We start from the raw sequence: 24650 nt of genomic DNA, 5'->3' as shown, positions 1-24650 counted from the left end.
GCGGCCGATCCTGGGCCGCCGCTGCGACGGATCCGGTCACCCGTGCCCGGGGCTCAGGGGCCCGCGCGAACGCTGGCCTCGAGGTGGACCGGGCAGCGCAGCGAGTTCGAGATCAGGCAGCCCTTCTCCGCCTTCGCGAGCAGCCGCTCGCCGGTCGCCGCGTCGGCGCCGGCCGGCGCTTCGAGCTCCGCGCGCAGCTCGATCGCAGTGAAGCGCGTGACGCCCTCGGCGCGATCGAGGACGCCCTCGGCGTCGGCCCGCAGGCGCGTCCACTCGAACTTGGAGGCGCGCGCCACGGCGCGGAAGGTGAGCAGGAAGCAGTCCACCACGGCCCCGAGCAGGAGGGTCTCGGGCGACCAGCGGTCCCCGGGGCCGCCGAACTCGGCAGGCGGCGCACTCTCGAGCTCCGGCAGGCCCGGCGCGTGCAGCCGGACCGTCGCCGCCCCCTCCGAGGGGCCTTCCGGGTGGCCTTCCAGCCGTCCCGACACAGAGTAGTGATGAGGAAGGGGTTTCATGTCAGTCGAAGCCTACCACGGTGCGGATCGACTCGCCCTCGTGCAGCAGGTCGAAGGCCTCGTTGATCGCCTCGAGCCGGCGGCGGTGGGTGATCAGCGGCTCGATCCGGATCCGGCCGTCCATGTACCAGTCGACGAGCTTCGGCACGTCCGTGCGGCCGCGGGCGCCGCCGAAGGCGCTGCCGCGCCAGACGCGACCGGTCACGAGCTGGAAGGGGCGGGTCGCGATCTCCTGGCCGGCGCCGGCCACGCCGATGATCACGCTCTGTCCCCAGCCCTTGTGGCAGCACTCGAGCGCCTGGCGCATGGTCGCGACGTTGCCGATGCACTCGAAGGAGAAGTCGGCGCCGCCGCCGGTCAGGTCGACGAGGTGGGGCACGAGCTCGCCCTCCAGCTCGGCGGGGTTCACGAAGTGGGTCGCGCCCAGCGCCTCGGCAAGGGCCTGCTTCTGCGGGTTCCGGTCGACGCCCACGATCATGCCGGCGCCCGCGATGCGCGCGCCCTGGATCGCCGAGAGGCCGACGCCGCCGAGCCCGAACACGACGACGTTGTCGCCCGGGCGCACCTTCGCGGTGAAGAGCACGGCGCCGATCCCGGTCGTGACGCCGCAGCCGAGCAGGCAGGCGGCGTCGAAGGGCGCGTCCTCCCGGATCTTCGCCACCGCGATCTCGGGCAGCACGCAATGGCTCGCGAAGGTCGAGGTACCCATGTAGTGGCGCAGCGCGTGGCCCTGGGCGTCGGACAGGCGGCTCGTGCCGTCGGGCATCAGCCCCTGGCCCTGGGTGGCCCGGATCGCCTGGCAGAGGTTCGTCTTGCCCGACAGGCAGAACTTGCACTGTCTGCACTCTGGCGTGTAGAGCGGGATCACGTGGTCGCCGGGCTTCACCGAGGTGACGCCCGCCCCCACCTCGACGACGACGCCGGCGCCCTCGTGCCCGAGCACCGACGGGAAGAGCCCCTCCGGGTCGGCTCCCGAGAGCGTGTAGGCGTCGGTGTGGCAGACGCCGGCCGCCTTGATCTCCACCAGCACCTCGCCGGCCCTCGGGCCCTCGAGGCGAATCGTCTCGATCGTGAGGGGCTTGCCGGCGGCACGGGCGACGGCGGCGCGGATCTGCATGCGCGGTCCTCCTGCGACCAACGTAGCGTCACCGGAGGGACGTGCATGGGCCTCAGCGCCCGCGCGTGAGGCGCCCCACGTCGATGTAGCGCCGGATCCGCGCCTTGTTGCCGATCGGCTTGCCGCCCGCGTCCCAGAACTCGATGCGATTGCCGGTGCCGGTCTGCACGTTGATGATGGTGTCGCTCACCACGGCACTGATGCGCGGCTCCGGCACCTCCTCCCACGGCTCGTACCACTTGCCGGTGAGGGATTCGTCGCCGCTCCAGCGCTTGTTGTGGTAGATGATCTTCCACAGCTCGTTCTTCTGGTCGTAGGCCATCGAGTAGAGCGGCGTCATGTTTTGGGTGTCGATGTAGATGTCCTTGTGCGAGTAGGGATGGTCGGCGTTCTTCGGCTTCATGCGCACGATCACGGCGTGGCGCAGCTCCCAGCGGTCGCTCGCGAAGGAGAGCCCGTAGGGCCCGAAGTTCTGGCCCTTCACGTACGGGTAGCCCTTCACCTTGGTGTTGACGGGCGCGATCACGTCCTGCTTGCCGAGGCACTTCCACTCGTACTGCGGGACGATGCCGTTGAAGCTGAACAGGTCGTCGAAGGTGAAGTCGGTGCCCGAGATCGCGTCGGTGCGCTGGGCGGTCGAGATGCGGCGCACGCGGCGCAGCGTCGGCACGTAGACCCAGGTGTCGTCGTTGCGCGCCTTGCTCGGGGGCAGGTCCGAGTCCTTGTAGCGGTAGGTGAGCAGCATGATGCCGCGCGCGTCGAAGGGCGCGGTCACCTCGGCGCCAGCGGCGCCCTTGCGGCTCTCGCCGCGGAACAGGTCGCTGCCCTGCTCGAGGTACATCGGCTCGGGGCGGTGCGAGAGCATGACGCCGCCACCGGTGCCCTCATAGTAGAGCGGCAGCTCCTCGCCGCGGTCCCAGTACGAGTAGAAGAAGCTCGAGAAGCCGCTGATCGGCGCCCAGCGATAGGAGAAGTCCCACATGATCTTGGACCCGGCGTCGGGATCGGCCGCGCAGTCGATCGCGTCGATCGGGAAGGGCTGGCCGGCCGTGTAGTTCTCGAGCGAGCCGTCGGGTCCGAGCCTCGGCTGGCCCGCGAACTTCGCCGTGGCCTCCTGGTACGCGGGCGCCGGCGAGTAGTCGGCGAACGCGGGGCCGATCTCCATCTTCATGCCCTCGTAGAGGAAGAAGTCGCGGTTCGCCCAGACCTCCTTGGGCAGGTACGGCCGCAGCTTCTCGATGTCGCCGAAGCCGAGCACGTCGCCCTCCCGGAAGGGGGGCGGGCCGGCCGGCGCATCGTCCTGCGCGCGCGCGGGCGCGGCGGTGACGAGCGCGAGGAGCGCGAGGACGAGCGGAAACGGAGCGCGCATGGCGGGGGCCTCCAGGGTCGTGGGGCGGGCATCGTATATCGAAACGGGGCGTTTCGCATCCGGAACCGGGGTCGAGCGGGGCCTCTCCCGGCCGCCCCGAGCCGCTCCGGCCGGCTCGGACGCGGGCTCCCGCCCCGCTCTTCGATGCTCCTCGCCTCGATCCGCCTCCCCCTCGATCCGGTTTCCCTCGCCGCTCGCGCCGCCGCTACCCTCCCCGGCCGCGATGGCCCTTCCGCCCCCGCCGGCCTCCGCCCGCGAGCGCTTCGACCCCCCGGTGCTGCGCGCGCGCTGGACGCTCGAGGCACCTTGCTCCGGGGAGGCCTTCACGGCCTCCCTCCCGGCGCGGACGGGCTGGGACCACACCGTCGTCGAGCGCCTGCTCCGGCACGGGGGAGCGCACCTCGACGGGCGCCCGCACGGCGCGGACACCCTGCCGGCCCGGCTCGCGGCCGGCACCCAGGTCGACCTGCACGCGCTCGCCCGCGAGCCCGAGCCGCTCGTGCTCGGACCCGAGCACCTGCTCGCCGAGCGCGACGACTGGCTCGCGCTCGACAAGCCGGCGCACGTCGCGGTGCAGGCCACGCGCGCGAGCCGGCTCGCCGCGCTCGAGCCGGCGCTGCGGGCGGCGCGCGCCGAGCCCGGCTGGTCGGCGGTGCACCGGCTCGACCGCGAGACGAGCGGCGTCGTCGTGTTCGCGCGTGACGCGCGGGCCGCAGCGCGGCTCGGCGCGGCCTTCTCCACGCGACGCGCCCGCAAGCGCTACCTGGCCCTGGTGTCGCCGCCACCCGCAGCCGATGCCTTCACGGTGTCGGGCTGGATCGCGCGCACCCTGCACCCGACGCGCTACCGCTTCGCGCTGCGCGCCCGCGCGGCGCCGGGCCATCGCGCGAGCGAGACCCGCTTCCGGGTGCTCGCGCGTGCCGGCGACCACGCGCTCCTCGAGGCCGAGCCCCACACGGGACGGACCCACCAGATCCGGGTCCACTGCGAGGCGCAGGGCTGCCCGATCGTCGGCGACACCCGCTACAGCGGCGTCCCGGCGCCGCGCGTCCAGCTCCATGCCGCGGAGCTCACCTTCGGCGACCGCGGGGAGGAGCTGGTCCTGCGCGCGCCGCTCCCCGGCGACCTGGAGCCGCTCTTCCTCGCGCTCGCGCGCTCCGGGTGAGTCCGCCGCGGGCGGCGGCCGGCGTGGTCAGAGCCGCTCGAGGAGCTGCCGCACCGCCTTCACGAGCTTCTTGCGCTCGGCCAGCCGGATGTCGTGGAAGACCAGGCCGAGCTGGTCCCCCTGCTCGTAGGCCGCGACCGCAGGGCCGCCCAGGCGCTCGCCCCAGGGCATCTCGATCTCGAGCGCGAGCCGCGCGTCGAGGGCCGGCAGGCGCTCGCCGCTGACCAGGCAGCCGTTCTCGGAGAGCGACGTGATGCGCAGCTCGAAGCGCTGGCCGTCGTCGGGCACGGTCGCCCGCGCCGCGAGCGAGCAGGGAACGCGCGGCACGGCGCGCGGGTGCGCTTCGGTAGCGGCCTGGAAGAGCCGGTAGAGCTCGTGCAGGCCCGCGGGCCGCCGCACGCTGCCGACGACGCGCGGGTCGGCCGGCTTCGCCTTGCGCGCGCGCGTCAGGAGGATGATCGGCTCCGCGGTCGGCGCCGGGACCTCGTCCAGGCGGTCGTCACGCACGACGCGCAGGGCCGGCGAGCCGGCCTCCTCGGGCGGCAGCAGCGCGTAGCCGAGCTTCCAGAGCAGGACCCGCGAGGTCGGCGCGTAGTCCGAGTCCGCTGCGTGGGAGGCGATCGCGAAGCGGGGTTCCGTCATGGCGGAGGGTGGATCGGCGTGGGATCGACCGGGGTTGAGGGATCCGGGAGTGCGTCCTCCGTGTCCCGGAATCGGGACGCAACGCCACCGCTACGAGCCGGAGGAGGGCGGCTCCGGCAGGGCCGTCGCGGGGACCGCGACGGCCGGTCCGAGGGAGCGATACAGCCGCAACGACTCGAAGGAGTAGAGCGCGAGCGCGAGCCAGATGCAGCCGAAGGCCACGGCGTGGGCCCGCGTGAAGGGCTCGCCATAGAGCCCGACGGCGCACGCGAGCGAGAGGCTCGGCGCGATGTACTGGAAGAGCCCGAGGGTGGCGAGCCGGAGCCGCCGGGCGGCCGACGCGAACCAGAGCAGTGGCAGCGCCGTCACGATCCCCGCCGCGAGGAGCCCCGTGGTCTCCAGCGCGCCGAGCGCGCCCGAGCCGAGCGCGCCGGCGCCGCGCGCCTCGAGGAGCGCGATGCCGGCGAGCGCCGCGGGTGCGAGCAGCGCCGTCTCGACGGCGAGGCCCGCGAGGGAGCCGGCGGCGACCGTCTTGCGGATCAGCCCGTAGAGCGCGAACGACGTCGCCAGCGCCAGCGAGATCCACGGCAGGCCGCCCGCCGCGGCCGTGAAGTAGGCGACCCCGGCTGCGGCGATCCCGACCGCGGCGAGCTGGAGCCGCGTCAGCCGCTCGCGCAGGAGGAGCAGGCCGAGCGCCACGTTCGCGAGCGGGTTCAGGTAGTAGCCGAGGCTCGTCGCGACGATCTGGCCCCGCTGGACGGCCCAGATGAAGATCCCCCAGTTGGCCGCGATCAGCAGCGCCGAGCCGAGCAGCGCGAGCAGCCTCCGCCGGTGGCGCAGGATCGCGCGGACCTCGCCCCAGCGCCGTGCGAGCGTCAGCAGCAACGCCGCGAACAGCGCCGTGCCGGCGATGCGGTGCAGCAGGATCTCGAGCGGCGCGATCGCCGCGAGCCCTTTCCAGTAGACCGGCATCACGCCCCAGCTCGTGTACGCGAGCAGGGCGTAGAGGGCGCCGGCGGGTCCGGTGCGGCGGGCGCTCGGGGACGTCCTAGAGGACTCCGTCCCAGAGGGCCCGCTCGGCGGCCTGGGGATCGTCGTGCACCGGGCACTCGCGGCCGAGCTCCTGGGTGGCGCGGCGCTGCGCGTCGTAGACGGGCCAGGCGGGAAGGCCCGCGTGACCGGGATCCCCGCTGCGGGCGAACGCGAGCCAGGCGTCCATCGTGCGCTCGGCGAGGCGCTCGGCCTCCGGGCCCGTGCCCACGAACTGCTCGCCGCCCGGCAGGGAGAGCGCGCCGAACACGAAGGGCAGCTCGATCGCGTGGCAGGCGCCGAGCAGGCCGCCGAAGCCCGGCGACTCCCAGGTGAAGCAGTAGGCGTGCACGCTCGGCGCGTGCGCCGCCTGCGCCTCCGCGAGCCGGATCGCGGGGATGCGGAACACACGGTCCGTCTCGATCGCGAGCCACAGCGCGGCCCCGTCGGCCCCGGGGCGGCTCGCGCGATAGCCCTCGACGAGCCGGCGGCCGTCCGCGTGGGGCAGCCGCTGCTCGAGGCGCGCGGCGATCTTCGCGTCGTCGAGCTGGCGGAGCTCGGGGTCCAGGAAGCCGAAGAGCCTCCACTCGTCGCGCGTGGTGCCGACCAGCACCGGTACGCCCGTGGCATGGCCCGCACGCACGGCCTCGAACGGATGACGCGGGAGGGTGTCGCCGTCGACGACCGGCTGGAGCGGCAGCAGGTGGCGGCCGCCCGCCGCCATCGCCTGGAGGCTCACCTGCTGCTGCGCCGCCAGGAGCTTCTCGACCGGCAGCGCCCGCAGCGCGGGGAGGGCCGGGCCGGTGAGTCCCAGGGCCGCGAGCAGCGCGGCCGTCACCGCCCCCGCCGACTCGCGGTCGTGCACGTTGTGACAGGCGCCGCTCTGGGGGATCGCCTTGTGGAAGAGCCCGCGTGCGGCCGGTGTGCCGAGCAGCGTGCCGACGCTCATGCCGCCGGCCGACTCGCCGAAGATCGTCACGTTGCCCGGGTCGCCGCCGAAGGCCTCGACGTTGTCGCGCACCCAGCGCAGCGCGGCGATCTGGTCGAGGAGACCCGCATTCGCGGTCGCGTCCCCGGCCGGCTCGCCGGGATCGAGGAAGCCGAGCACGCCGAGCCGGTAGTTGATCGTGACCACCACCACGCCGCCGCGGCGCGCGAGCGGCGCGCCGTCGTAGACCGCCTGCGCGCCCGAGCCGATCACGAAGCCGCCGCCGTGGATCCAGACCAGGACGGGCTTGCGGTCGCCGGGGCGCGCGCCCGCCGGCGCATACACGTTCAGGTACAGGCAGTCCTCGCCCTGCGCGCCCACGTCCATGCCGGGCAGCGCCGCCAGCAGGAGGGGAGGCTGGGGCGCGGAGCCGCCGAAGCGGCTCGCGTCGCGCGTGCCGGCCCAGGGCGCGGCCGGCTCGGGCACGCGGAAGCGCAGCGCACCCACCGGCGGCTGCGCGAAGGGAATCCCGCGGAAGACGCGGACGCCCTCCACCTCGGCGCCGGCCACCCTGCCCAGGGCCGTCTCGACCTTCGCTGCCATGGATCCCTCCTCCTCGTAGGCCGCGCCGGAGCGCCGCAGCGTACCACACGGGTCGACGGTGCCTCGCGGCGCTTGCGGCGGTGCGGGCTCCGTGCGATCCCCCTCGCGTGGCCGCCGCCCTCCCTTCCCCCGTCGAGATCCCGCCCTCGTTCCGGATCTACCTCGCGAGCCGCTTCTGCGCGGCGACCGCGATGATGCTGATGCGCACCGCGATCTTCTGGCACGTCTTCGACCGCACCGGCTCGACCTTCCACGTGGGCATGGTGGGTGTGGTCCAGTTCGCGCCGACGCTCGCGCTCACCCTGGTGGGCGGCGCCGTCGCCGACGCCTACGACCGCCGGCGCGTGATGCGGCTGGCGCAGCTCCCGCTGCTCGCGGCCGGGGCGACGCTCTTCGGGTGTACGGCGGCCGGGGCCGCGTCGCTGCCGCTCCTCTACGGCGCCGTGTTCCTGGTCTCCTGCGCGTTCGCCTTCGACAGCCCGGCGCGCCAGGCGCTGGTGCCGACGCTGGTCCCGATCGCGGCGTTCCCGCGCGCCGTCACCTTCGCCTCCACGATCCAGGCGCTGGCCTTCGCCGCGGGGCCGGCGCTGGCCGGGCTCGCGATCGCACGCGGCGGCCCCGGGCTGGCCTACGGCCTGTACGTCGGGCTGATCGCGCTCAACTGGCTCGGGATCGGCTTCTTCCGCCCGCTGCGTGACTCCGGCGAGCGGCGCGCGCCGAGCTGGCTCGCGGTGCGCGAGGGGCTCGCCTTCGTGCGCTCGGAGCCGGTCGTGCTCGGCTGCATGGCGCTCGACATGTTCGCGGTGATCCTCGCCAACGCGACCGCCCTCTTGCCGGCCTACCAGGAGATCCTCGGGGTCGGCCCGCGCGGCTTCGGGCTGCTCGCCTCGTCGCTCGAGATCGGCGCGCTCGGGATGGCGGCGGCGATGGTGCTGCGCCCGCCCGCGGCGCGGCCGGGCCGCGCGCTGCTGATCGGGGTCGGCGTCTACGGCTGCGCGACGGTCGCCTTCGGCCTCTCGCGCGCCTTCCCGCTCGCGGTGGCGACCTACATGGTCGTGGGCATGGCCGACCAGGTGAGCGTGGTGATGCGACAGACCGCGATCCAGCTCTCCACGCCCGACGCGCTGCGCGGCCGGGTCAGCGCCGTCAACCTGATCTTCATCCAGGCCTCCAACCAGCTCGGCGCGGCGCGCGCGGGCTTCGTCGCTGCTGCCACGAGCCCCGCTTTCGCGGTCGTGAGCGGGGGGATCGGCTGCCTGCTCGTGCTGGCGCTCGTGGCCTGGCGGATTCCCGAGCTGCGCCGCTACCGGCTGGGTACACTGGCGCCCGCATGAGCCGGGCGACCCCGGCCAGCGAGGTGCGCGTGTGAGCCAGGTCGATCTGCGTCCCCTCGAGCGGCACTGGAACTGCCGGCTCACGGTGCGCGGGCGCCGGAGCGGCGAGCCGCGCACCGTCACCATGTGGTTCGCGCTCGACCCGGCGGCGCGCCGGATCTACCTCACCGGGAGCGGGGAGCCGCCGCAGTGGGTGCGCAACGTGCGGGCCCACGAGGCGGCGGGGGGCGCCGTCACCGTGCAGATCGGAGCGACCCGCCTGCACGGCCGGGCGCGCGTGGTCGACGATCCCGCCGAGGCCGAGGCGATCCGGCTGCGCTTCGTGCGCCGCTACCTGGGCGCGCGCCTGGCCCGGCTGCTCGGTCGCGGCTACGTCGACTCGACGGCGGTGGTCGTCGCGCAGCTCCGGGCAAGCGAGGCAGACGGGTAGCGCCGGCCGCGCGCACCGGGTGCTCCGCACGAGCAGGCCGGCGGGCGCCCCCCGTCAATCGGGCAGGCCGGCGCCGATCTCGCGCATTTCCTGGAGGGCCGGCTTCTCGCTGCCGTCGGCGCGATAGAGCCCCCAGTAGCCCTCCACCGCCTGCACGACGGCGGCGAGCTGGCTCTGCACGTAGTCGAGGTGGGTGAGCGCGTACTGGAACAGCGCCTCGGCGTCACCCGTCTCGAGGAAGCCCGCGAGCAGCGCGACCTGCTCGAGGTCGTAGGGCGTGATCGCGACCGTGTGGGTCTCGGAGGTGCGCGCGCCGAACAGGAAGAAGCCGCGGACGCCAGCCGCCACCGAGTAGGCGAAGGCGTCGCGCACGAAGGCGGCCTGCTGCGCCTCGTCGTAGCCGGACTCGGACGGACCCGTCGGGTAGCCGGTCTCCATCACGACGACCGGACGCCCGCAGGCCTGCGCTCGGACCAGGCCGGCGCGCACCCCCACCGTGAGGCCGTCGGGCGGCGAGGCCCGGTAGTAGTTCGGATAGGCGTCGAAGGAGATGACGTCCATCTGGTCGCGCCACTCGCGGATCGCGTCGAGCCAGCCCGGATGCCCGAAGTACTCGTTGATGCCCGCGTGCACGTCGGTGTGGAAGTTCATCGTGGTGAGCGCGGTGGGGTCCGCGTCGCGCACCGCGAGGCGCAGGGTCTCGAGGATCCGGGTCACGTAGGCCCAGTCCTGCCACGCCGAGCCGAAGGCATCGATCATCGCCGGGTGGCGCCAGCCGAAGATCGCCGTGAAGAAGGCCTGGTTCAGCTCGTTCTCGGTCTGCCAGAGCGGGATGCGCAGGCCCGAGGGCGCGTCGTCGACACCGTCGCCGTCGTAGCGCTCGACGACGGCGCGCGTGAAGCGGTACTGGCGCGCCAGGTACTCCTCGCGGCCCAGCACGTCGGGTGCAGCCGGCACTCCGCCGAGCAGCGGCAGCGTCGTCGTGTAGCCGTGGCCGACGATCGGCACCGGCTGGAGGCCCGCCGCCGCGATCGCGCCCAGGCGCTGGTCGAAGTTCGACCAGTCGCGGCTCGCGGCCCAGGTGGCGATGCCGGCCGGGTCGCCGCGCACGCCGGCGAGCGTGAGCCCCTCGGCCGTGAGGGCCGGCTCGACCACGCGCCAGGAGAGCGTCGGGCGCAGCGCGCCAGCGCCCACCTCCTGCGCGATCGCGATCGCATCCGCCGGCACCTGCGAGAGCCCGAAGAGGAACTCCGGCAGCTCGACCGGCTGGTAGCCCGCGGGGCAGCCGTCGTCGCAGGTCGCGCCCATCGCGAGCACGCCCAGGAGGGCGAGGGGAACGACCCTCGGGATGCGCTGCTGCATGGCCAGCCTCCACCGCCGCCGCGCGGCCGTCCGCAACGGCCGGATTATCCCCGGCCCGGGGTGGGTGGCAAACACCGCCCGCCCCCCTTTACAACCGGTCGATCGCATGAAACGATACGGCCCGGATCGGAATTGGGAGGAGCCTGCCGTGCATCGAACCCGAAGGATCGCGCTCTGGGTCGCCCTCGGACTCACCATCGGTGCGTCCTGCAACCCCGGCGCCCAGCTCCTGCTCGACTCCCCGGTGCACGGGACGTTCCTGAACGGCGCGCTGGTCACCGTGACGGGCCGCCTGGTCCAACCCGGCCAGTTCGCGAGCCTCGCCGTGAACGGCGTGCCGGTGACGCCCGCCGCCACCTGGTCGGTGGACGTGCCGGTCGACACGAGCGCGGTGTTCCAGCGGCTCAGCGCGGTGGGCGCGCTCCAGTCGGGCGCGAAGTTGAAGCGCTTCGTCACCGTGGTCGTGGGCGACGGTGTGCAGACCGGTTTCGTGCTCGACGGCGAGGCGTCACCGCAAGGCGTCGCGCTGCGCATCGCCGACACCGGCCTCGACCAGATCTCGCCGATCGTCGAGAGCCTGTCGGGCGACTCGCTCGACATCAGCGGCCTGATCACCGCCCAGAACCCGATCGCCCAGGGCAGCATGAGCGGGGTCTCCTACACCGCCAACGTCGTCGAGGTGGGCTTCGGAGGCTTCGGGATCGACGTGGACCCGACGCCGGCCGGCCTGGCCACCACGATCGCGATCGACGACTTCTTCCTCGAGATCGACCTCGACCTCGACTGGCTCGGTGCCTGCACGCTCGAGATCGAGACGGCGAATGCCACGATCGCCGGCACCTACGACCTCCAGCCCCTCGCGGCGGACCCTTCCCTCGTGGACGTCAACCTGGTGTCGCCGATCGCGGTGACGCTCGGCGGCTTCGGCTCGCAGTTCGTGTCGGGCATCTGCGACGACCCGCTGCTCGGCGACATCGTGAACTCGATCATCGGCGAGGGGGACATCCAGGCGCTGATGCAACAGGGCTTCCAGGACAACCTGGCGGACCCCGACGGTGCGGGCCCGCAGGACTCCCCGCTGGCAGGTGCGATCGAGAGCGCGCTGGCCGGGATCTCGATCGCGGGGCCGGTCGGCGCGGCGCTCGGCGGCGTGCTCGAGGCGCCGTTCACCGCGATCACCGAGGAGGCCACCGGCCTGACCCTCGCGGCCGACGCCGCCATCACCTCGACGGCACCGGCCCCGGGCGCACCGGACCTGCCGGCCTCGTACGCGGTCGCCGAGCCGTTCCCGAGCTTCGGTCCCTCGACGCCGAACGGCGGCCTGCCCTACGGGCTCGCCTTCGCGATCTCCACCTCCGCGATGAACCAGCTCCTGAAGACGCAGATCGAGAACGGCCTGCTGCGGACCGACATCACCGAGTTCATGGGTCTGCCGCTGACCGCGGAGCTGCTCTCGCTCTTCATCCCGCAGCTCGCAGCCGCCGATCCCTCCGAGCCGATCACGATCCGGCTCCGGCCGACCCTGGCCCCGGTCTTCACCGGCGCGGCCGGACCCGGTGGCGAGTTCGCCGAGCTGAAGATCGCGGCGCTCGCGGTCGACCTCGAGTTCTCGGCCCAGCAGCAGACCTTCCTCACGCTCGAGGTGGATCTCGACGCGGGCCTCGATCTGGCCTTCACCGCGGCCGGGCTCGAGTTCACGCTGGTGACGCCGCCCGCGAGCGAGATCGACATGACCGTCACGAAGAACCTGATCGGCGCCAACGAGACGTCGCTCGTCGAGACCTTCCGCATGCTGTTCCCGTATTTCGCGCCGCAGCTCGAGAGCGCGATCGAGGCCTTCCCGGTGCCCTCCCTGCTCGGCCTCGACCTCGAGCCGGTCGAGGTGGCGCGGCTCGCGGGCGGCTACATCGGGCTGTTCGCGAACCTGGTCCAGAAGCCGACCACCCGGCTCGCCAACGTGACCTTCACGGACCTCGCGAGCGGGGACTTCCGCGAGCAGGGGGGCTGCTGGCTGCGCGAGTGGCGCCACCGGCTCGCCGGGAGCGTGCTCGGCAACCAGGTCTCCACGAGCCTGCGCGGCATGCTCGGCGCCGACGCCGGCTGCACGACCAACGACGCCCACTCGACGGCGACGCTCTCCTATCGCGTGGAGCTCGACGTCGTCTCGGTCCCGGGCGAGCAGTGGACCCTCGACCTCGACCATGCCCTGCGCGGGGCCTTCGACCGCATCAGCGACGGCTACAACGACGGCATCGGCTTCCAGGACGGCGGCGGCACCGCGTCGCTCCTGCCCCCCGTCGAGGCCACCTGGTCGATCACCGGCGGCCCGAGCGGCAGCTTCGGCTTCACGCCCTCGGCGACCGGCATCAGCGACGGCGTCGGCGGCTCCTCGAGCAGCCAGGACCTGGAGTTCAGCGGGGCAGCGGCGGCGGCGATCCAGGGAACCGGCGACGCCCACGTGGTGGTGACCTTCCACACGGCGCTCGACGCCTTCTCGAACTCCAACACCGCCTTCCCGACCGCGAACGGCGACGAGATGGCGATCCGGCTCGGCAAGAACGACACGATCGACAACAACTTCACGGCCGGGGGCTACCCGGGCATGGGTAGCCGCAACATCGCCGGCGACGGGCACCGCGCGACGATCGAGCTGAGCTCCGCACCGACCCCCTGAGGCCGGGCGCGCTCAGCGGGTGCGGAAGGGCTGCGAGAGCATCCGATCCAGGCGGAGCTCCCCGGGATCGCGGAAGGCCTCGAGCCCGATCGTCATCCGCTCGTGGCCGGCCGCCGGGGCGGCGCGATAGGTCCCGAGCAGCCGATCCCAGCAGGAGAGGTTGAAGCCGAAGTTGCTGCCGGTCTCGGCGGGGACCGCCGAGTGGTGCACGCGGTGCATGTCCGGCGTCACGAGGAGCCAGCGCAGCGCGCGATCGAGGGGCCCGGCGAGGCGCACGTTCCCGTGGCCGAAGAGCGCGGTCGCGTTGAGCAGGACCTCGAAGAGGAGCACGGCGGCCGCGGGGGCGCCGAGCGCCACCACGACCGCGATCTTCCAGAGCATCGAGAGCAGGATCTCGATCGGGTGGAAGCGGTTCCCGGTCGTGACGTCCACGTCGAGATCGGCGTGGTGCATCCGGTGCAGGCGCCACAGCAGGGGCAGCGCGTGGAAGAGCACGTGCTGGAGGTAGATCGCCAGATCGAGCACCACGACGGCGGTGACCACCGCGGGCCAGCCCGACACGCCGAGCGCCGGCAGGAGCCCCCAGGCGCGCGCCTCGCCGAGCAGCGCCGTCCCGAACGCGGCGGTGGGCAGCAGGAGGCGGAGCAGCAGCGTGTCGAGCACGGCGATGCCGAGGTTGCCCGGCCAGCGCCGCCGGCGCCCGATCGCGAGCGGGCGCCGTGGCGCCCGGCGCTCCCAGAGCGCCATCAGCACGAACACGACGGCGAAGGCGGCGAGCCGGAGCGGGGGCTCGAGGGCGAGCAGCGCGGGCGCCGGAGCGGGCTCCACCGTCATGAGGGGACGCGCGGCCGCGCTGCCGGAGTCGGATCCATCCCGGCAGGCTACACTCGGGGCGCTCCCGCGCGCCCGCGCCCCGGAGGTTCCCATGAGCGCCGCCCCGCAGCCCGCCAGCCCCGTCGACGCGATCCCCGAGCGGGTCGCCCGCCTGCGGGCGACCTTCGACGCGGGCCGCACGCGCCCCGCCGCGTACCGGCTCGCCCAGCTCGACCGGCTGCGCGCGCTGCTCCACGAGAACGGCGACGCGCTGGTCCGCGCGCTCGAGGCCGACCTGCGCAAGCCCGACCCCGAGGGCTGGGTCACGGACGTCGGCTTCGCGATCGGCGAGATCGACATCGCCCGCAAGCAGCTCCGGCGCTGGATGAAGCCGCGCCGGGTCGCGACGCCGCTCCAGATCCAGCCCGCCCGCTCGTGGATCGTGCCCGAGCCGGTCGGCGTGGTGCTGGTGATCGCGCCCTGGAACTACCCGGTGCAGCTCGCGCTGGCCCCGCTCGCGGCGGCGATCGCGGCGGGCAACGCCGCGCTGATCAAGCCCTCCGAGGTGACGCCGCACGTCTCCGCCGCGCTCGCCGGGCTGCTCCCGCGCTATCTCGACCCCGATGCCTACGCGATCGTCGAGGGCGGCGTCGCCGAGACCCAGGCGCTGCTGGCCGAACGCTGGGACCACATCTTCTACACCGGGAACGGCCGGGTGGGCCGGATCGTGATGGCGGCGGCCGCGAAGCACCTGACGCCGGTCACGCTCGAGCTCGGCGGCAAGAGCCCCTGCCTGGTGGACGAGGACGTGGACCTCGACGTGGCGGCGCGCCGGATCGCCTGGGGCAAGTTCCTGAACTGCGGGCAGACCTGCGTGGCGCCCGACTACGTGCTGGTGCACGAGGCGCGCGAGCGCGAGCTCGTCGAGCGCCTCGCCCACTGGGTGCGGACGTTCTACGGCGACGCGCCCCAGCAGAGCCCCGATCTCGCGCGGATCGTGAACGAGCAGCACGTCGACCGGCTCGCGAAGCTCCTCGAGAGCGGGACGGCGGTGATCGGCGGACAGGTGGACCGCGCCGACCGTTACGTCGCGCCCACGATCCTGCGCGACGTGTCCCCGGACTCGCCGGTGATGCAGGAGGAGATCTTCGGCCCGATCCTGCCCGTGCTGCCGGTGCGCGACATGGAGCAGGCGATCGGGTTCGTGAACGCGCGCCCGAAGCCCTTGGCGCTCTACGTCTTCACGCGCCGCCAGGCCGTCGAGGAGGCGGTCCTCGAGCGGACCAGCGCCGGCGGCGTCACGGTGAACGCGGCGATCTGGCACCTCGCCAACCCGAACCTGCCCTTCGGCGGCGTCGGCGAGAGCGGGATGGGCGCCTACCACGGCAAGCACGGCTTCGACGCGATGAGCCACTGGAAGCCGGTGCTCAAGAAGAGCACCCGGATCGACCCGAAGCTCGGCTACCCGCCCTACACGAAGCTCGAGAAGGCGCTCATCAAGCGCTTCGCATGAGCGCGCCGCGTGCGCCCGCCGCCGGCACCCTGCGGCGCTACCTGCTCCTCCAGGCGCCGGGCTGGCTCCTGGCCGCCGTGATTCTCGCGCTCGCGATGCGCTGGTGGGCTCTGCCGCTGCCCTGGGCGCTGGCCGGCATGGCCGCCTGGCTCGCGAAGGACGCCCTCCTCTACCCGGTCGTGCGGCGCGCCTACGAGCCCGACGGCCGCGCGCCCCACGGACCGATCGGCGAGAGCGGCGTCGCCGACACCGTGATCGACGACGAGGGCTGGGTGCGGATCGGGCCGGAGCGCTGGCGCGCGCGGCGCGCGGCCGGTACGGCGCCGATCGCCGCGGGCGAACCGGTCCGGGTGCGGCGGCTCCGCGGACACGAGCTGGAGGTCGAGCGCGCCGGCCCCTGAGAGGGTTGCCGGCGGGGCGTGCGAGCGCGTTCCTGGCGACCCGGTGAGGCTCAGCCCGGCGCGCCCGGCGTCTCCGCCTGGCGGCTCGCCAGTACCTGGAGCAGGAGCTGCACCAGCTCGGCCGGCGGCTGCACCTCGGGGTCCTCGACGGAGTCCTTCAGATGCTCGAAGCGCAGCAGGTCGAGCTTCGCGTACGCCTCGCGCACGCGCGGCGTGAGCAGCCCCAGGCGCTTCAGGTTGGGCACGATCTTCGAGAAGAGCATCTGCCGGAAGCCGCGCATGAAGGGGGTCTCGAGCGCCCACGGCATCCACACCTCGAGCGGCCAGCCGAGGCGCTCGAAGACCGGCTGCATGAGCAGCCGCTCGCGCATCAGGTGCGTGGCCTCGATCACGAAGTCCTCGCGCTCGCGCAGCTCGGCAGCCGACATCCCCTGGTAGACCTCCTCGAGCGAGATCACGCCGAAGGCCACGTGTCGCGACTCGTCGGCCATGATCCGCGTCGTGATGTCCACGATCAGCGGCTCCTCGGCCATCATGAGCTTCTGCATGCCGAAGGCGGCCAGCGCGAGCCCTTCGATCAGGATCTGCATGCCGAGGTAGGTGACGTCCCAGCGCGAGTCGCGGAGGATGTCGTCGAGCATCGTCGCGAGGCTCGGGTGGACCTCGTAGGAGACGCCGAGCTTCTCGGTGAGGTAGCGGTGGTACACCTCGACGTGACGGGCCTCGTCGGCCACCTGGTTGGCGGCGTAGAACTTGGCCTCCGCCCAGGGCACCGTCTCCACGATCTTGGCCGTCGCCAGGAGCGCGCCCTGCTCGCCGTGCAGGAACTGCGAGAGCATGAAGGCGTTCATGTTCAGGTTGAGGGTCAGCGCCTCGCGCTCGTCGAGCGGGCGCGGGGGGGCCAGGAACTGGTTGACGACGCCGCCCCCGCCCGCCATCTGGCGCTGCGACACCATCTTCTCGATGTCCACGTCGATCGACCAGTCGAGGTCGGTGGCGTTCCAGGTGGCCGCCTTCCCCTTCTCGTAGAGCTCCATCAGCTTCTGGCGCTTCAGCTCGTACTGCCAGTCGAAGACGGCGTCGATCGTCGAAGAGACGCGCTGGAACTCACCGGCGGCGGGGATCGGAAGGGGATTGCGCTGGGAATAACGCACGGGGACGTGCTCTCCTGGGTTCAGGGTGCGGCCGAGCGGACCTGCAGGTGACCGAGGAAGTTCCGCGCGAGCTCCTCGGCGGCCTCCTCGGCGGGCAGCGAAGCGATGCCGTCGCGCGGGTCGCCGAAGAGCACGCCGGCGGTCATCGCGCCGAACACGATCGCGACCGCGACCCGGACGCCGAGCGCCGGCCGCGGATGGCCGATCGCGTCCGGGCGCGAGAGCAGGAGCGCCGTCACGCGGTCGGCCACCGCGCGCTCGAAGCGCTGCGCCTCGCCGCGGAACTCGAGGTCGTGGATCGCGCGCGCCACGAAGGCACGGATCAGCGTGCGGTGCTGGCGGAAGACCCCGACCAGCTCGGCCGCGCAGAAGCGCACGATCTCCGCGACGCCCGCCTGGCCCCAGGCCTCGGGCCGGGTGAGGCGCTCGAGGCGGGCCTGCTGCTCGCGGAAGAAGCGCTCCTCGAGCGCGCGCAGGAGCTCGGTCTTGTCGCGGAAGCGCGCGTAGAAGCCACCCACCGACGAGCGCGCGCGGCGCACGATCGCCGGGATCGAGATCTCCGCGGAGCCGGTCTCCTCGATCAGCGCCTCGGCGGCGTCGAGCAGCCGCTGCAGGGTCGCCTCGCTGCGGGCCTGCTTCGGGCGCGCGACGCTCGCGAGCGGGAGCGGGTGGAGCGGAGGGGAAGCGGACACCGGCGGCCCTCGTTGCGAATCGGAACCCGATTCGTATCTAGGCGAGCCGCCCGACTTCTGTCAAGTGGCCGACAGGAACCCCCGAGGGTGCGGTCCCCGTGCTCCGCTCAGAGCGGACGCGCGGAATCGAGCGGCGTCCAGCGCAGCCCGATCCCCGGCGTCGAGACCCAACGCAGGAACGAGGGCACCGGGCGCTCGTGCACCACCAGCGCGAAGCGCTCCTCACCCTCCCAGCGCACGCGGACCCGCGCGCCGCGCCGCACCGGCGCGTCGGTCCGCACGAACGCACCGCCGCGCGAGACGTCCTCGATCGTGCCCTCGAAGCGGCGCGCGCCGACGAAGAGCTCGCACGCGGTCCGGGGCTGCACGCGGCGCTGCCCGCGCCGCTCCAGCTCGGCCATCAGCTCGGGCATGACGCACACCTCCGCTGTTCCGTGGGTCCGCACGGCGCCGCGAAGGTGACGCGGCCGCCGCCCTCCCGCGCTCTTGCGCAGGGGAGGAGCGCGCACGAAGCTGCTCCGCTCGCGCGCAGCGCGCGCGCAGAACGGGGGTGTGGATGCGGGACTCCTTGCGGGATCTGCGGCTCGGGGCATCGGGGCCGCAGCCCCCCCCTGTCGCACGGCGCCGCGGCGCCACCGCCGCCGCCCGGGCCGACCGCTACGCCCTCTACCAGATCGCGGTCCAGGATCCCGAGGGCGACGTGGTCCGGGTGCGGCGGATGTACGAGCGGCTCCACGGCCGCACGCCCCGCACCCTGCGCGAGGACTTCTGCGGCGCGGCCGCCTTCGCGAGCGCATGGGTCGCGGCGCACCGCGAGAACCGGGCCTGGGGCGTCGACCTCGACCCCGAGCCGCTCGCCTGGGGCCGCGCCCACAACGTGGCGAAGCTGCGCCCCGAGCAGGCCGCGCGCCTGCGCCTGCTCCAGGGCGACGTGCGCACGGCCCGCACGCCCCGGGTGGACGTGCTCGCCGCCTTCAACTTCTCGTTCTTCCTGTTCAAGGAGCGCCGCGAGCTGCTCGGCTACTTCCGCCGCTGCCACGCCGCCCTGGCCCGGGACGGGCTCTTCGTCCTCGACGCCTACGGGGGGCCCGAGGCGATGGAGAAGCGCAAGGAGCGCCGCCGCTGCGAGGGCTTCACCTACGTCTGGGAGCAGGCCCGCTTCGACCCGATCACCCACGACGCGAGCTGCTACATCCACTTCGAGTTCCGCGACGGGAGCCGCCTGCCGCGCGTCTTCGGCTACCACTGGCGGCTGTGGACCCTGCCCGAGCTGCGCGACCTGCTCGCCGAGGCCGGCTTCTCGTCGAGCACCGTCTACTGGGAAGGCACCGAGTCCGGGACCAACGAGCCGAACGGGATCTTCCGGCCGCGCGCCTGCGCCGAGGAGGACCCGGCCTGGATCGCGTACCTGGCCGCGAAGAAGTGAAGACCCCGGCGGGCCGCCCGGAAGACGACCCGGCGCTCCGCCCGATCCTGCTGCGCAGCGACGCCGGCGTCGAGGCCGAGGTGCTGCCCTTCGGCGCCACCCTGGCGCGGCTGCGCGTCCCGGATCGCGAGGGCTGCCCCGGCGACGTCGTCCTCTCGCTCGCCACACCCGCCGATCATCTCGGCAACCACCCGCACGTGGGCGCGACGGCGGGCCGCTACGCGAACCGGATCGGCGGCGCGTCCTTCACCCTCGACGGGCGCCGCCACGCCCTGCCGGCGAACGACGGCCCCCACCATCTCCACGGCGGGCCGCGCGGCCTCGGCCGGCGGCCCTGGCGCGAGCTCGAGCGCTTCGCGCTGCCGGGAGGGGCCGGCGTGCGGCTCGGGATCGAGAGCCCGGACGGGGACGAGGGCCACCCGGGCGCCGTCTCGGTGCGCGCGTGCTACGCGCTCGACGCCGCGGGCGCGCTCCACGTCGAGTACCACGCGACGACCGATGCCCCGACCGTCCTGAGCCTCGCGAGCCACGCCTACTTCCATCTCGACGACGGCGGCGCGAGCTCCGTCCTCGATCACCGGCTCTGGCTGCGCGCCTCCCGCTACGCGCCGGTCGACGCCTCGGGGCTCCCGACCGGCACGCTCGAGCCCGTCGCCGGCACGCCCTTCGACTTCACGCGCCCGCGCGCGCTCGGCGAGCGGATCGAAGCCCTGGTCGCGCTGCGGGGCGGCTACGACCACCCCTTCGCGCTCGACGCGCCGGGCGAGCTCGCCTTGCCGGCGGCGCGCCTCGCGGCGCCGCGCAGCGGCCGCGTGCTCACCGTGCGCACCACCCAGCCCTGCCTCCAGCTCTACACGGGGAACTTCCTGGACGGCACGCTCCCTTGTCGCGACGGCGTCCGGCCGCGCCGCTGGGGGGCGGTGTGCCTCGAGGCCCAGGCCTTCCCGAACGCGCCGAACGAGCCGCGTTTCCCCTCCGCACGCATCGCGCCCGGCCAGCCCTACCACCACACGACGGTGTACGAGATCTCGGTGGACCCCCGAGCCCGGGCGGAGCGACCGTCCTGAGCGATCGCGCGCACCACCCCCTCGGGCCTGCTCGAGCGGGTCCGCTGCGAGCTCGACGCTCCGGCCGCCGGGCGCTGACTCCGTGATCAGCCGCCCGCAGCGTGCAGCGCGCCGCCTGCATTGCTGCGCCACGTCCGTGTCGAGTAGCATCGACGGTCCGTGTCGGCCCAGCTCCGCACCCGAGCGCGGACCCGACCCGCCCCCGGGCTGGCCGTCGCGCTCCTCCTCGCGTCGGGCTGCTCGGGAGGCCGCGACGGCGCGCCGCCGCCCACCGCCCCGGTCGAGCGCGGGCGCATCGAGCGGATCGTGGTCGCCACCGGCACGATCGAGCCCGAGCGCGAGGTCGAGGTGCGGCCGCGCACGCCCGGCATCGTCGAGCGCATCCTGGTGGACGACGGCGACACCGTGCAGCGGGACCAGGTCGTCGTCGAGCTCGAGAAGGAGCTGCTCGCGGCGCAGGTCCGGGAGGCGCGTGCGGCCGTCGAGGCTGCGCGCGTGGGCCTGCGCTACGCCGGCATCGAGCTCGAGCGCATGGCCACGCTGCACGAGCGCGGCGCCGCCTCCGACCAGAAGCAGGACGAGGCGCGCGCGAGCCACGAGACCGCGCAGGCCGGGCTCGCCCAGGCCGAGGCACGGCTCGCCTCGCTCGAGGTGCAGCTCCGCTACACGACCATCCGCGCCCCGCTCGACGGCACCGTGCTCGACGTCGCCATCGAGGAGGGCAACGCGGTGTCACCGGTGACGGCGGTGACGGGCGGCACGCTGCTGCTCTCGATCGCCGGTGGGAGCGAGGTGCACCTGAAGGGGCTCGTCGACGAGAACGAGGTGGCGCGCGTCGAGCCCGGGCAGCCGGCACGCCTGCGCACCGAGGCCTTCGCCGATCGGGTCTTCGCGGGACGCGTGCGCAGCATCAAGCCGCTCGGCCAGCGCGTGCAGAACGTGACCTACTTCGAGGTCGAGATCGAGATCGTGGACCCCGAGGCGACACGGCTGCGCCCGCGCATGTCGGCCGACGCCGACATCGTGACCGAGGTGGTGGAGGACGCCGTCGTCGTGCCCGAGACGGCGCTCCGCTATCGGGGCACCGAGGTGCAGGTCGACGTGTGGAACGGGGACGGTGCCGAGCCCTCACCGCGCACGGTCGAGCTCGGGATCGTGGACGGCGCGCGCGTGCAGATCCTGGCCGGCGCCGAGCCGGGCGAGGCGGTGGTGGTGCCATGAGCGCACCCGCGGTGATCGAGCTCGAGGGCGTCCACAAGCACTACGACTTCGGGCGCGGGCGCGTCCATGCGCTGCGCGGGGTCGACCTGCGCATCGAGGCCGGCGAGTGGGTGGCGGTGATGGGGCCCTCGGGCGCCGGCAAGACCACGCTGCTCGAGATCCTGGGCTGCCTCTCGCGGCCGAGCGGGGGCCGCTACCGGCTGGGCGGCCGTTCCGTCGACGATCTCGCTCCGGACGCGCTCGCGCGCGTGCGTGGCGAACGGATCGGCTTCGTGTTCCAGAGCTTCAACCTGCTCCCGCGCCTGTCGGCCGCCGACAACGTGGCGCTGCCACTCGTCTACCGGCGCCGGCCGCGCGCCGAGCGCGTGCGCCGCGCGCACGAGGCGCTGGCGCGGGTAGGCCTCGAGGCGCGCGGCGAGCATCGCCCCGCCGAGCTGTCGGGCGGGGAGCGCCAGCGCGTCGCGATCGCGCGCGCGCTCGTGAACGCCCCCTCGCTGCTGCTCGCCGACGAGCCCACCGGCAACCTCGACAGCGGCACCAGCGAGGAGATCCTGGCGCTCCTCCACGGCCTCCACGACGAGGGCAACGCGATCGTGCTGGTGACCCACGATCCCGCGATCGGCGGGCGCGCGCCGCGGCTCGTCACGATCCGCGACGGCCGCATCGAGAGCGACCGGCGCACGGGAGCCGGCTGATGGCCGACGCGCTGCGCGAGGCGCTCGCGACCCTGCGCGCCCACAAGGGCCGCGCGCTGCTCACGCTCTTCGGGATCACCTGGGGCACGGCCTCGGTGATCTTCCTGACCGGCTGGGGCGACGGCGTGCGGGTCATGATGGAGCGCGGCTTCTTCAAGGCCGGCCGCAACCTGGGCGAGGCGTGGGCGGGGCGGATCGGCGAGGAGTTCACGCCGGCGGTGGACCGCCGCTGGCTCTGGTTCGTGTCGGAGGACCTGTTCGCGCTGCGCGAGCGCGCGCAGCTCTCGGAGCGGGTCGGCGGCGAGAGCTGGGCGTGGGCCGCCGCCACCTTCGGGAGCCGCGCCCGCCACGTGGACCTGCGCGGCGTCGATCCCGAGGCGCAGGCCGTGCGCGGCGTCCCGCTCGCCGCGGGCCGCCCCATCACCCAGAGCGACCTCGACCACCGGCGCCGCGTGGTGGTGCTCGGCGACGAGCTGCGGCGCACGCTCCTCGGCCCGCAGGGGGGAGTCGGGAGCTGGATCCGGCTCGACGGCCGGCCCTTCCAGGTGGTCGGCGTGCACGCGCGGGTGGGGGTCCAGCTCTCGCAGGACCGGATGCTGATCGACAAGCAGATCTGGGCGCCGCTCACGACCGTGCAGCTGCTCTGGCCCGCCTGGTGGACCGACGAGCCGGTGGTCTCGAAGATCGTGTTCCGGATCCGCGACCGCGCGCTCGTGGCGGAGGCCAAGCAGGAGGTGCGCGCGATCCTCGCCGAGCGGCTCGGGGTGTCGCCGTACGACGACGAGGCGGTCGGCATCTTCAGCCCGCTCGAGATGCTGAACCGCTTCCCGCTCGACGAGAGCCGCGGGCTCATGCTCGTCCTCGCCGTCACCACGCTCGGCGTGGGCGGGATCGGCGTGCTCTCGATGATGCTCGACGCGGTGCACGAGCGGCGCCAGGAGATCGGCGTGCGGATGGCGCTCGGCGCCACGCGCGGCGCCGTCGTGCGGCTGTTCTTCGTCGAGACCTTCGCCATCACCGCGCTCGGCGGCCTGGCCGGGGCAGCGCTCGGCGTCGCGATCGCCTGGGGTCTCGGCCGGCTCGAGGTCCCGGACCTCGTCCCCCTGCCGGTGCTGAAGGCGTCTCTCGTGTGGGTGGCGCTCGCCGTCATGACGATGGTGGGGGTGGCGGCCGGCGTGGTCCCGGCCTGGCGCGCCGCACGCGTCGATCCCGCCGTGACCTTGCGGATGGAGTGAGCCGTGCGCGATCTCCTCGCCGAGACCGTCCGCACGCTGCGCGCCCACGCCTTCCGCTTCGCGCTCACCTCGCTCGGCGTGAGCTGGGGCACCCTCATGCTCACCTACCTGACGGCCTCGGTGACCGGCATGGACCGCCACTTCTCGCGCGAGATCGAGGAGGTGGGGCCGCGCATCGTCTGGGCCTTCCCGGGGGTCGTGATCAAGGACAAGGTGGGCGAGCGCGGGGCGCGCCCCGTCGAGCTCGAGGTCGAGGACGCCGAGCGGCTGGCTACGCTGCGGCTCGTCGAGCACGCCGCGCCGAACATCGCGGTCTGGTCGTCGGTGGTGCGCGGCGGGGGCCGCACGCGCCTGTTCACGGTGTACGGCGTGGCGGCCGAGTCCGCGGAGATCCGCCGCCTCGAGCCCGAATACGGCCGCTTCCTCAGCGCGCGCGAGGTGGAGGCCGGCGCGCGCGTCGCCTTCCTCGGCCACGAGGTGGCCATGCGCCTGTTCCGCCGCAGCGACGTCGTGGGCGAGACGCTCCAGGTCGAATCGCTGCGCGTGCGCGTGGTCGGCGTCGGCCGCGCCAAGGGCGACCAGCTCGTCAACATGGGCGGCCAGGACGACAAGGCGCTCTACCTGCCCCACACGACCGTCCAGCGCTGGTTCGAGCACGAGGCGCCGCTCGAGGTGATCGTCTTCGCGCCGGAGACCGCCGGGGCCACCGCCGCCACGATGGAGCAGGCGCGCGCCCTCGTCGGCCTGCACCACGACTTCGACCCGAGCCTCGACACGGCGCTCTCCTTCGTGAGCATCCAGGACGTCCTCGACCTCGTGCGCGGCATCGGCTTCGGCCTGCGGATCTTCCTGTTCGCCGCCGGCGGCATCACGATCCTGGTCGGCGCCGTCGGCGTGATGAACATCATGCTCGTCGTCGCGAACGAACGGCGCCGCGAGATCGGCCTGCGCAAGGCGCTCGGCGCGCGCGACCGTGACGTCTTCGTGCAGTTCCTCGCCGAGGCGGCAGCGGTGTGCGTGCTGTCGGGCGCACTCGGCGCCGCGCTGGGCGTGCTGGCGATCCGCGGCATGGCCGCGCTGATCCGCTCCCAGGGCTCGAGCTTCACCTCCCCGCCGGAGCTCGGCACCGCCGCCGTCCTGGGCATCGCCGCGGCACTCGGGCTCGTGGGAATCGCGGCGGGCCTGCTGCCGGCGCTACGGGCGGCCCGGGTGGAGCCCGCGGAGTCGTTGCGGGCGCCCTAGCCTAGCCACCGCGCGGGGCGCTG

The 24650-nt window shown here is 73.8% G+C and carries 23 protein-coding genes; 12 read left to right on the top strand and 11 right to left on the bottom strand.

Translation table 11 applies throughout. From position 1 onward, the window contains the following. Window positions 1-53: 53 nt before the first annotated feature. The 3 genes from OZ948_09985 to OZ948_09975 are packed head-to-tail and all read right to left on the bottom strand — an operon-like array spanning window position 54 to window position 3001. Window positions 54-515, bottom strand: a complete 462-nt coding sequence (locus tag OZ948_09985) for an OsmC family protein (GenBank protein ID MEB2345062.1) — start codon at window positions 513-515, stop codon at window positions 54-56. A gap of 1 nt (window position 516) precedes the next feature. After that, window positions 517-1632, bottom strand: coding sequence for an S-(hydroxymethyl)glutathione dehydrogenase/class III alcohol dehydrogenase (locus tag OZ948_09980; GenBank protein ID MEB2345061.1), 1116 nt, complete (start codon window positions 1630-1632; stop codon window positions 517-519). A 52-nt stretch (window positions 1633-1684) separates the two neighbouring features. Then, complete coding sequence (locus tag OZ948_09975) at window positions 1685-3001, bottom strand: DUF1329 domain-containing protein (protein MEB2345060.1); 1317 nt, start codon at window positions 2999-3001, stop codon at window positions 1685-1687. Window positions 3002-3224: 223 nt separating this feature from the next. On the opposite strand from OZ948_09975, the gene OZ948_09970 reads away from it, so the two are divergent. Next, window positions 3225-4166, top strand: coding sequence for an RluA family pseudouridine synthase (locus OZ948_09970; protein MEB2345059.1), 942 nt, complete (start codon window positions 3225-3227; stop codon window positions 4164-4166). Window positions 4167-4193: 27 nt separating this feature from the next. Here the strand turns inward: OZ948_09970 and OZ948_09965 are convergent, their stop codons facing one another. From OZ948_09965 to OZ948_09955, 3 genes are all read right to left on the bottom strand, one after another. After that, entirely contained in the window at window positions 4194-4808 is a 615-nt protein-coding gene (locus OZ948_09965) for a PilZ domain-containing protein (protein MEB2345058.1), read from the bottom strand. Between the two features lie 90 nt (window positions 4809-4898). Next, on the bottom strand, window positions 4899-5900 hold the full coding sequence (gene rarD, locus OZ948_09960; protein ID MEB2345057.1) for an EamA family transporter RarD: 1002 nt from the start codon (window positions 5898-5900) through the stop codon (window positions 4899-4901). After that, window positions 5857-7368 (bottom strand): carboxylesterase family protein, encoded by a 1512-nt coding sequence (locus OZ948_09955; protein ID MEB2345056.1) that lies wholly within the window; start codon window positions 7366-7368, stop codon window positions 5857-5859. Before OZ948_09955 ends, rarD begins: the two co-directional genes overlap by 44 nt. Window positions 7369-7475: 107 nt before the next feature. Here OZ948_09955 and OZ948_09950 point away from each other — a divergent pair, with 107 nt between their 5' ends. Continuing rightward, complete coding sequence (locus tag OZ948_09950; GenBank protein MEB2345055.1) at window positions 7476-8702, top strand: MFS transporter; 1227 nt, start codon at window positions 7476-7478, stop codon at window positions 8700-8702. Window positions 8703-8733: 31 nt separating this feature from the next. Further along, window positions 8734-9132: a nitroreductase family deazaflavin-dependent oxidoreductase gene (locus OZ948_09945; GenBank protein MEB2345054.1), complete on the top strand. Its 399-nt coding sequence runs from the start codon at window positions 8734-8736 to the stop codon at window positions 9130-9132. Between the two features lie 54 nt (window positions 9133-9186). Here the strand turns inward: OZ948_09945 and OZ948_09940 are convergent, their stop codons facing one another. Next, complete coding sequence (locus tag OZ948_09940; protein ID MEB2345053.1) at window positions 9187-10494, bottom strand: hypothetical protein; 1308 nt, start codon at window positions 10492-10494, stop codon at window positions 9187-9189. Window positions 10495-10642: 148 nt separating this feature from the next. Between OZ948_09940 and OZ948_09935 the strand changes: the two genes are divergently transcribed. Further along, window positions 10643-13168: a hypothetical protein gene (locus tag OZ948_09935; GenBank protein MEB2345052.1), complete on the top strand. Its 2526-nt coding sequence runs from the start codon at window positions 10643-10645 to the stop codon at window positions 13166-13168. A gap of 12 nt (window positions 13169-13180) precedes the next feature. Here the strand turns inward: OZ948_09935 and OZ948_09930 are convergent, their stop codons facing one another. Next, window positions 13181-14002: a sterol desaturase family protein gene (locus tag OZ948_09930; protein MEB2345051.1), complete on the bottom strand. Its 822-nt coding sequence runs from the start codon at window positions 14000-14002 to the stop codon at window positions 13181-13183. A 91-nt stretch (window positions 14003-14093) separates the two neighbouring features. Between OZ948_09930 and OZ948_09925 the strand changes: the two genes are divergently transcribed. Together OZ948_09925 and OZ948_09920 are read left to right on the top strand one after the other, a co-directional pair. Next, window positions 14094-15494: an aldehyde dehydrogenase family protein gene (locus OZ948_09925; GenBank protein MEB2345050.1), complete on the top strand. Its 1401-nt coding sequence runs from the start codon at window positions 14094-14096 to the stop codon at window positions 15492-15494. Further along, window positions 15491-15895: a hypothetical protein gene (locus tag OZ948_09920; protein ID MEB2345049.1), complete on the top strand. Its 405-nt coding sequence runs from the start codon at window positions 15491-15493 to the stop codon at window positions 15893-15895. The genes OZ948_09925 and OZ948_09920 overlap by 4 nt, the downstream gene beginning before the upstream one ends. Window positions 15896-15945: 50 nt before the next feature. Here OZ948_09920 and OZ948_09915 read toward each other — a convergent pair whose 3' ends face one another. The 3 genes from OZ948_09915 to OZ948_09905 all read right to left on the bottom strand — a co-directional run bounded on the left by OZ948_09915 (window position 15946) and on the right by OZ948_09905 (window position 18154). Next, complete coding sequence (locus OZ948_09915) at window positions 15946-17049, bottom strand: ferritin-like domain-containing protein (protein ID MEB2345048.1); 1104 nt, start codon at window positions 17047-17049, stop codon at window positions 15946-15948. A 20-nt stretch (window positions 17050-17069) separates the two neighbouring features. Next, the gene (locus OZ948_09910) at window positions 17070-17741 is read right to left on the bottom strand and encodes a TetR/AcrR family transcriptional regulator (protein ID MEB2345047.1); all 672 of its coding nucleotides are present in this window, start codon (window positions 17739-17741) and stop codon (window positions 17070-17072) included. 107 nt (window positions 17742-17848) lie between these two features. Then, window positions 17849-18154, bottom strand: a complete 306-nt coding sequence (locus OZ948_09905; protein MEB2345046.1) for a PilZ domain-containing protein — start codon at window positions 18152-18154, stop codon at window positions 17849-17851. Window positions 18155-18309: 155 nt separating this feature from the next. Here OZ948_09905 and OZ948_09900 point away from each other — a divergent pair, with 155 nt between their 5' ends. The 6 genes from OZ948_09900 (at window position 18310) to OZ948_09875 (ending at window position 24627) form a co-directional block, all read left to right on the top strand. After that, window positions 18310-19167 carry a class I SAM-dependent methyltransferase gene (locus tag OZ948_09900; GenBank protein MEB2345045.1) on the top strand — a complete coding sequence of 286 codons (858 nt, stop codon included), beginning with the start codon at window positions 18310-18312 and terminating at the stop codon, window positions 19165-19167. Beyond that, a complete protein-coding gene (locus tag OZ948_09895; GenBank protein ID MEB2345044.1) occupies window positions 19164-20234 on the top strand; it encodes a galactose mutarotase in 1071 nt (356 codons plus the stop codon). The genes OZ948_09900 and OZ948_09895 overlap by 4 nt, the downstream gene beginning before the upstream one ends. 159 nt (window positions 20235-20393) lie before the next feature. Next, complete coding sequence (locus OZ948_09890; protein MEB2345043.1) at window positions 20394-21455, top strand: efflux RND transporter periplasmic adaptor subunit; 1062 nt, start codon at window positions 20394-20396, stop codon at window positions 21453-21455. Then, window positions 21452-22150, top strand: coding sequence for an ABC transporter ATP-binding protein (locus OZ948_09885; protein MEB2345042.1), 699 nt, complete (start codon window positions 21452-21454; stop codon window positions 22148-22150). Before OZ948_09890 ends, OZ948_09885 begins: the two co-directional genes overlap by 4 nt. Next, window positions 22150-23385 carry an ABC transporter permease gene (locus OZ948_09880; GenBank protein MEB2345041.1) on the top strand — a complete coding sequence of 412 codons (1236 nt, stop codon included), beginning with the start codon at window positions 22150-22152 and terminating at the stop codon, window positions 23383-23385. The genes OZ948_09885 and OZ948_09880 overlap by 1 nt, the downstream gene beginning before the upstream one ends. A gap of 3 nt (window positions 23386-23388) precedes the next feature. Then, entirely contained in the window at window positions 23389-24627 is a 1239-nt protein-coding gene (locus OZ948_09875) for an ABC transporter permease (GenBank protein MEB2345040.1), read from the top strand. The last annotated feature ends 23 nt before the right edge of the window (window positions 24628-24650 follow it).

The organism is Deltaproteobacteria bacterium, from assembly GCA_035063765.1.
Lineage (GTDB): Bacteria > Myxococcota_A > UBA9160 > UBA9160 > PR03 > CAADGG01.
Note: the sequence above shows the minus strand (reverse complement) of the source record. Positions and strands in the feature narration are given on the sequence as shown.

Bases quoted from the DNA above. Each gene is read 5' to 3' on its own strand.
- OZ948_09985 (MEB2345062.1), bottom strand. From the start codon at position 515: ATGAAACCCCTTCCTCATCACTACTCTGTGTCGGGACGGCTGGAAGGC.
- OZ948_09980 (MEB2345061.1), bottom strand. From the start codon at position 1,632: ATGCAGATCCGCGCCGCCGTCGCCCGTGCCGCCGGCAAGCCCCTCACG.
- OZ948_09975 (MEB2345060.1), bottom strand. From the start codon at position 3,001: ATGCGCGCTCCGTTTCCGCTCGTCCTCGCGCTCCTCGCGCTCGTCACC.
- OZ948_09970 (MEB2345059.1), top strand. From the start codon at position 3,225: ATGGCCCTTCCGCCCCCGCCGGCCTCCGCCCGCGAGCGCTTCGACCCC.
- OZ948_09965 (MEB2345058.1), bottom strand. From the start codon at position 4,808: ATGACGGAACCCCGCTTCGCGATCGCCTCCCACGCAGCGGACTCGGAC.
- OZ948_09955 (MEB2345056.1), bottom strand. From the start codon at position 7,368: ATGGCAGCGAAGGTCGAGACGGCCCTGGGCAGGGTGGCCGGCGCCGAG.
- OZ948_09940 (MEB2345053.1), bottom strand. From the start codon at position 10,494: ATGCAGCAGCGCATCCCGAGGGTCGTTCCCCTCGCCCTCCTGGGCGTG.
- OZ948_09930 (MEB2345051.1), bottom strand. From the start codon at position 14,002: ATGACGGTGGAGCCCGCTCCGGCGCCCGCGCTGCTCGCCCTCGAGCCC.
- OZ948_09925 (MEB2345050.1), top strand. From the start codon at position 14,094: ATGAGCGCCGCCCCGCAGCCCGCCAGCCCCGTCGACGCGATCCCCGAG.
- OZ948_09920 (MEB2345049.1), top strand. From the start codon at position 15,491: ATGAGCGCGCCGCGTGCGCCCGCCGCCGGCACCCTGCGGCGCTACCTG.
- OZ948_09905 (MEB2345046.1), bottom strand. From the start codon at position 18,154: ATGCCCGAGCTGATGGCCGAGCTGGAGCGGCGCGGGCAGCGCCGCGTG.
- OZ948_09885 (MEB2345042.1), top strand. From the start codon at position 21,452: ATGAGCGCACCCGCGGTGATCGAGCTCGAGGGCGTCCACAAGCACTAC.
- OZ948_09880 (MEB2345041.1), top strand. From the start codon at position 22,150: ATGGCCGACGCGCTGCGCGAGGCGCTCGCGACCCTGCGCGCCCACAAG.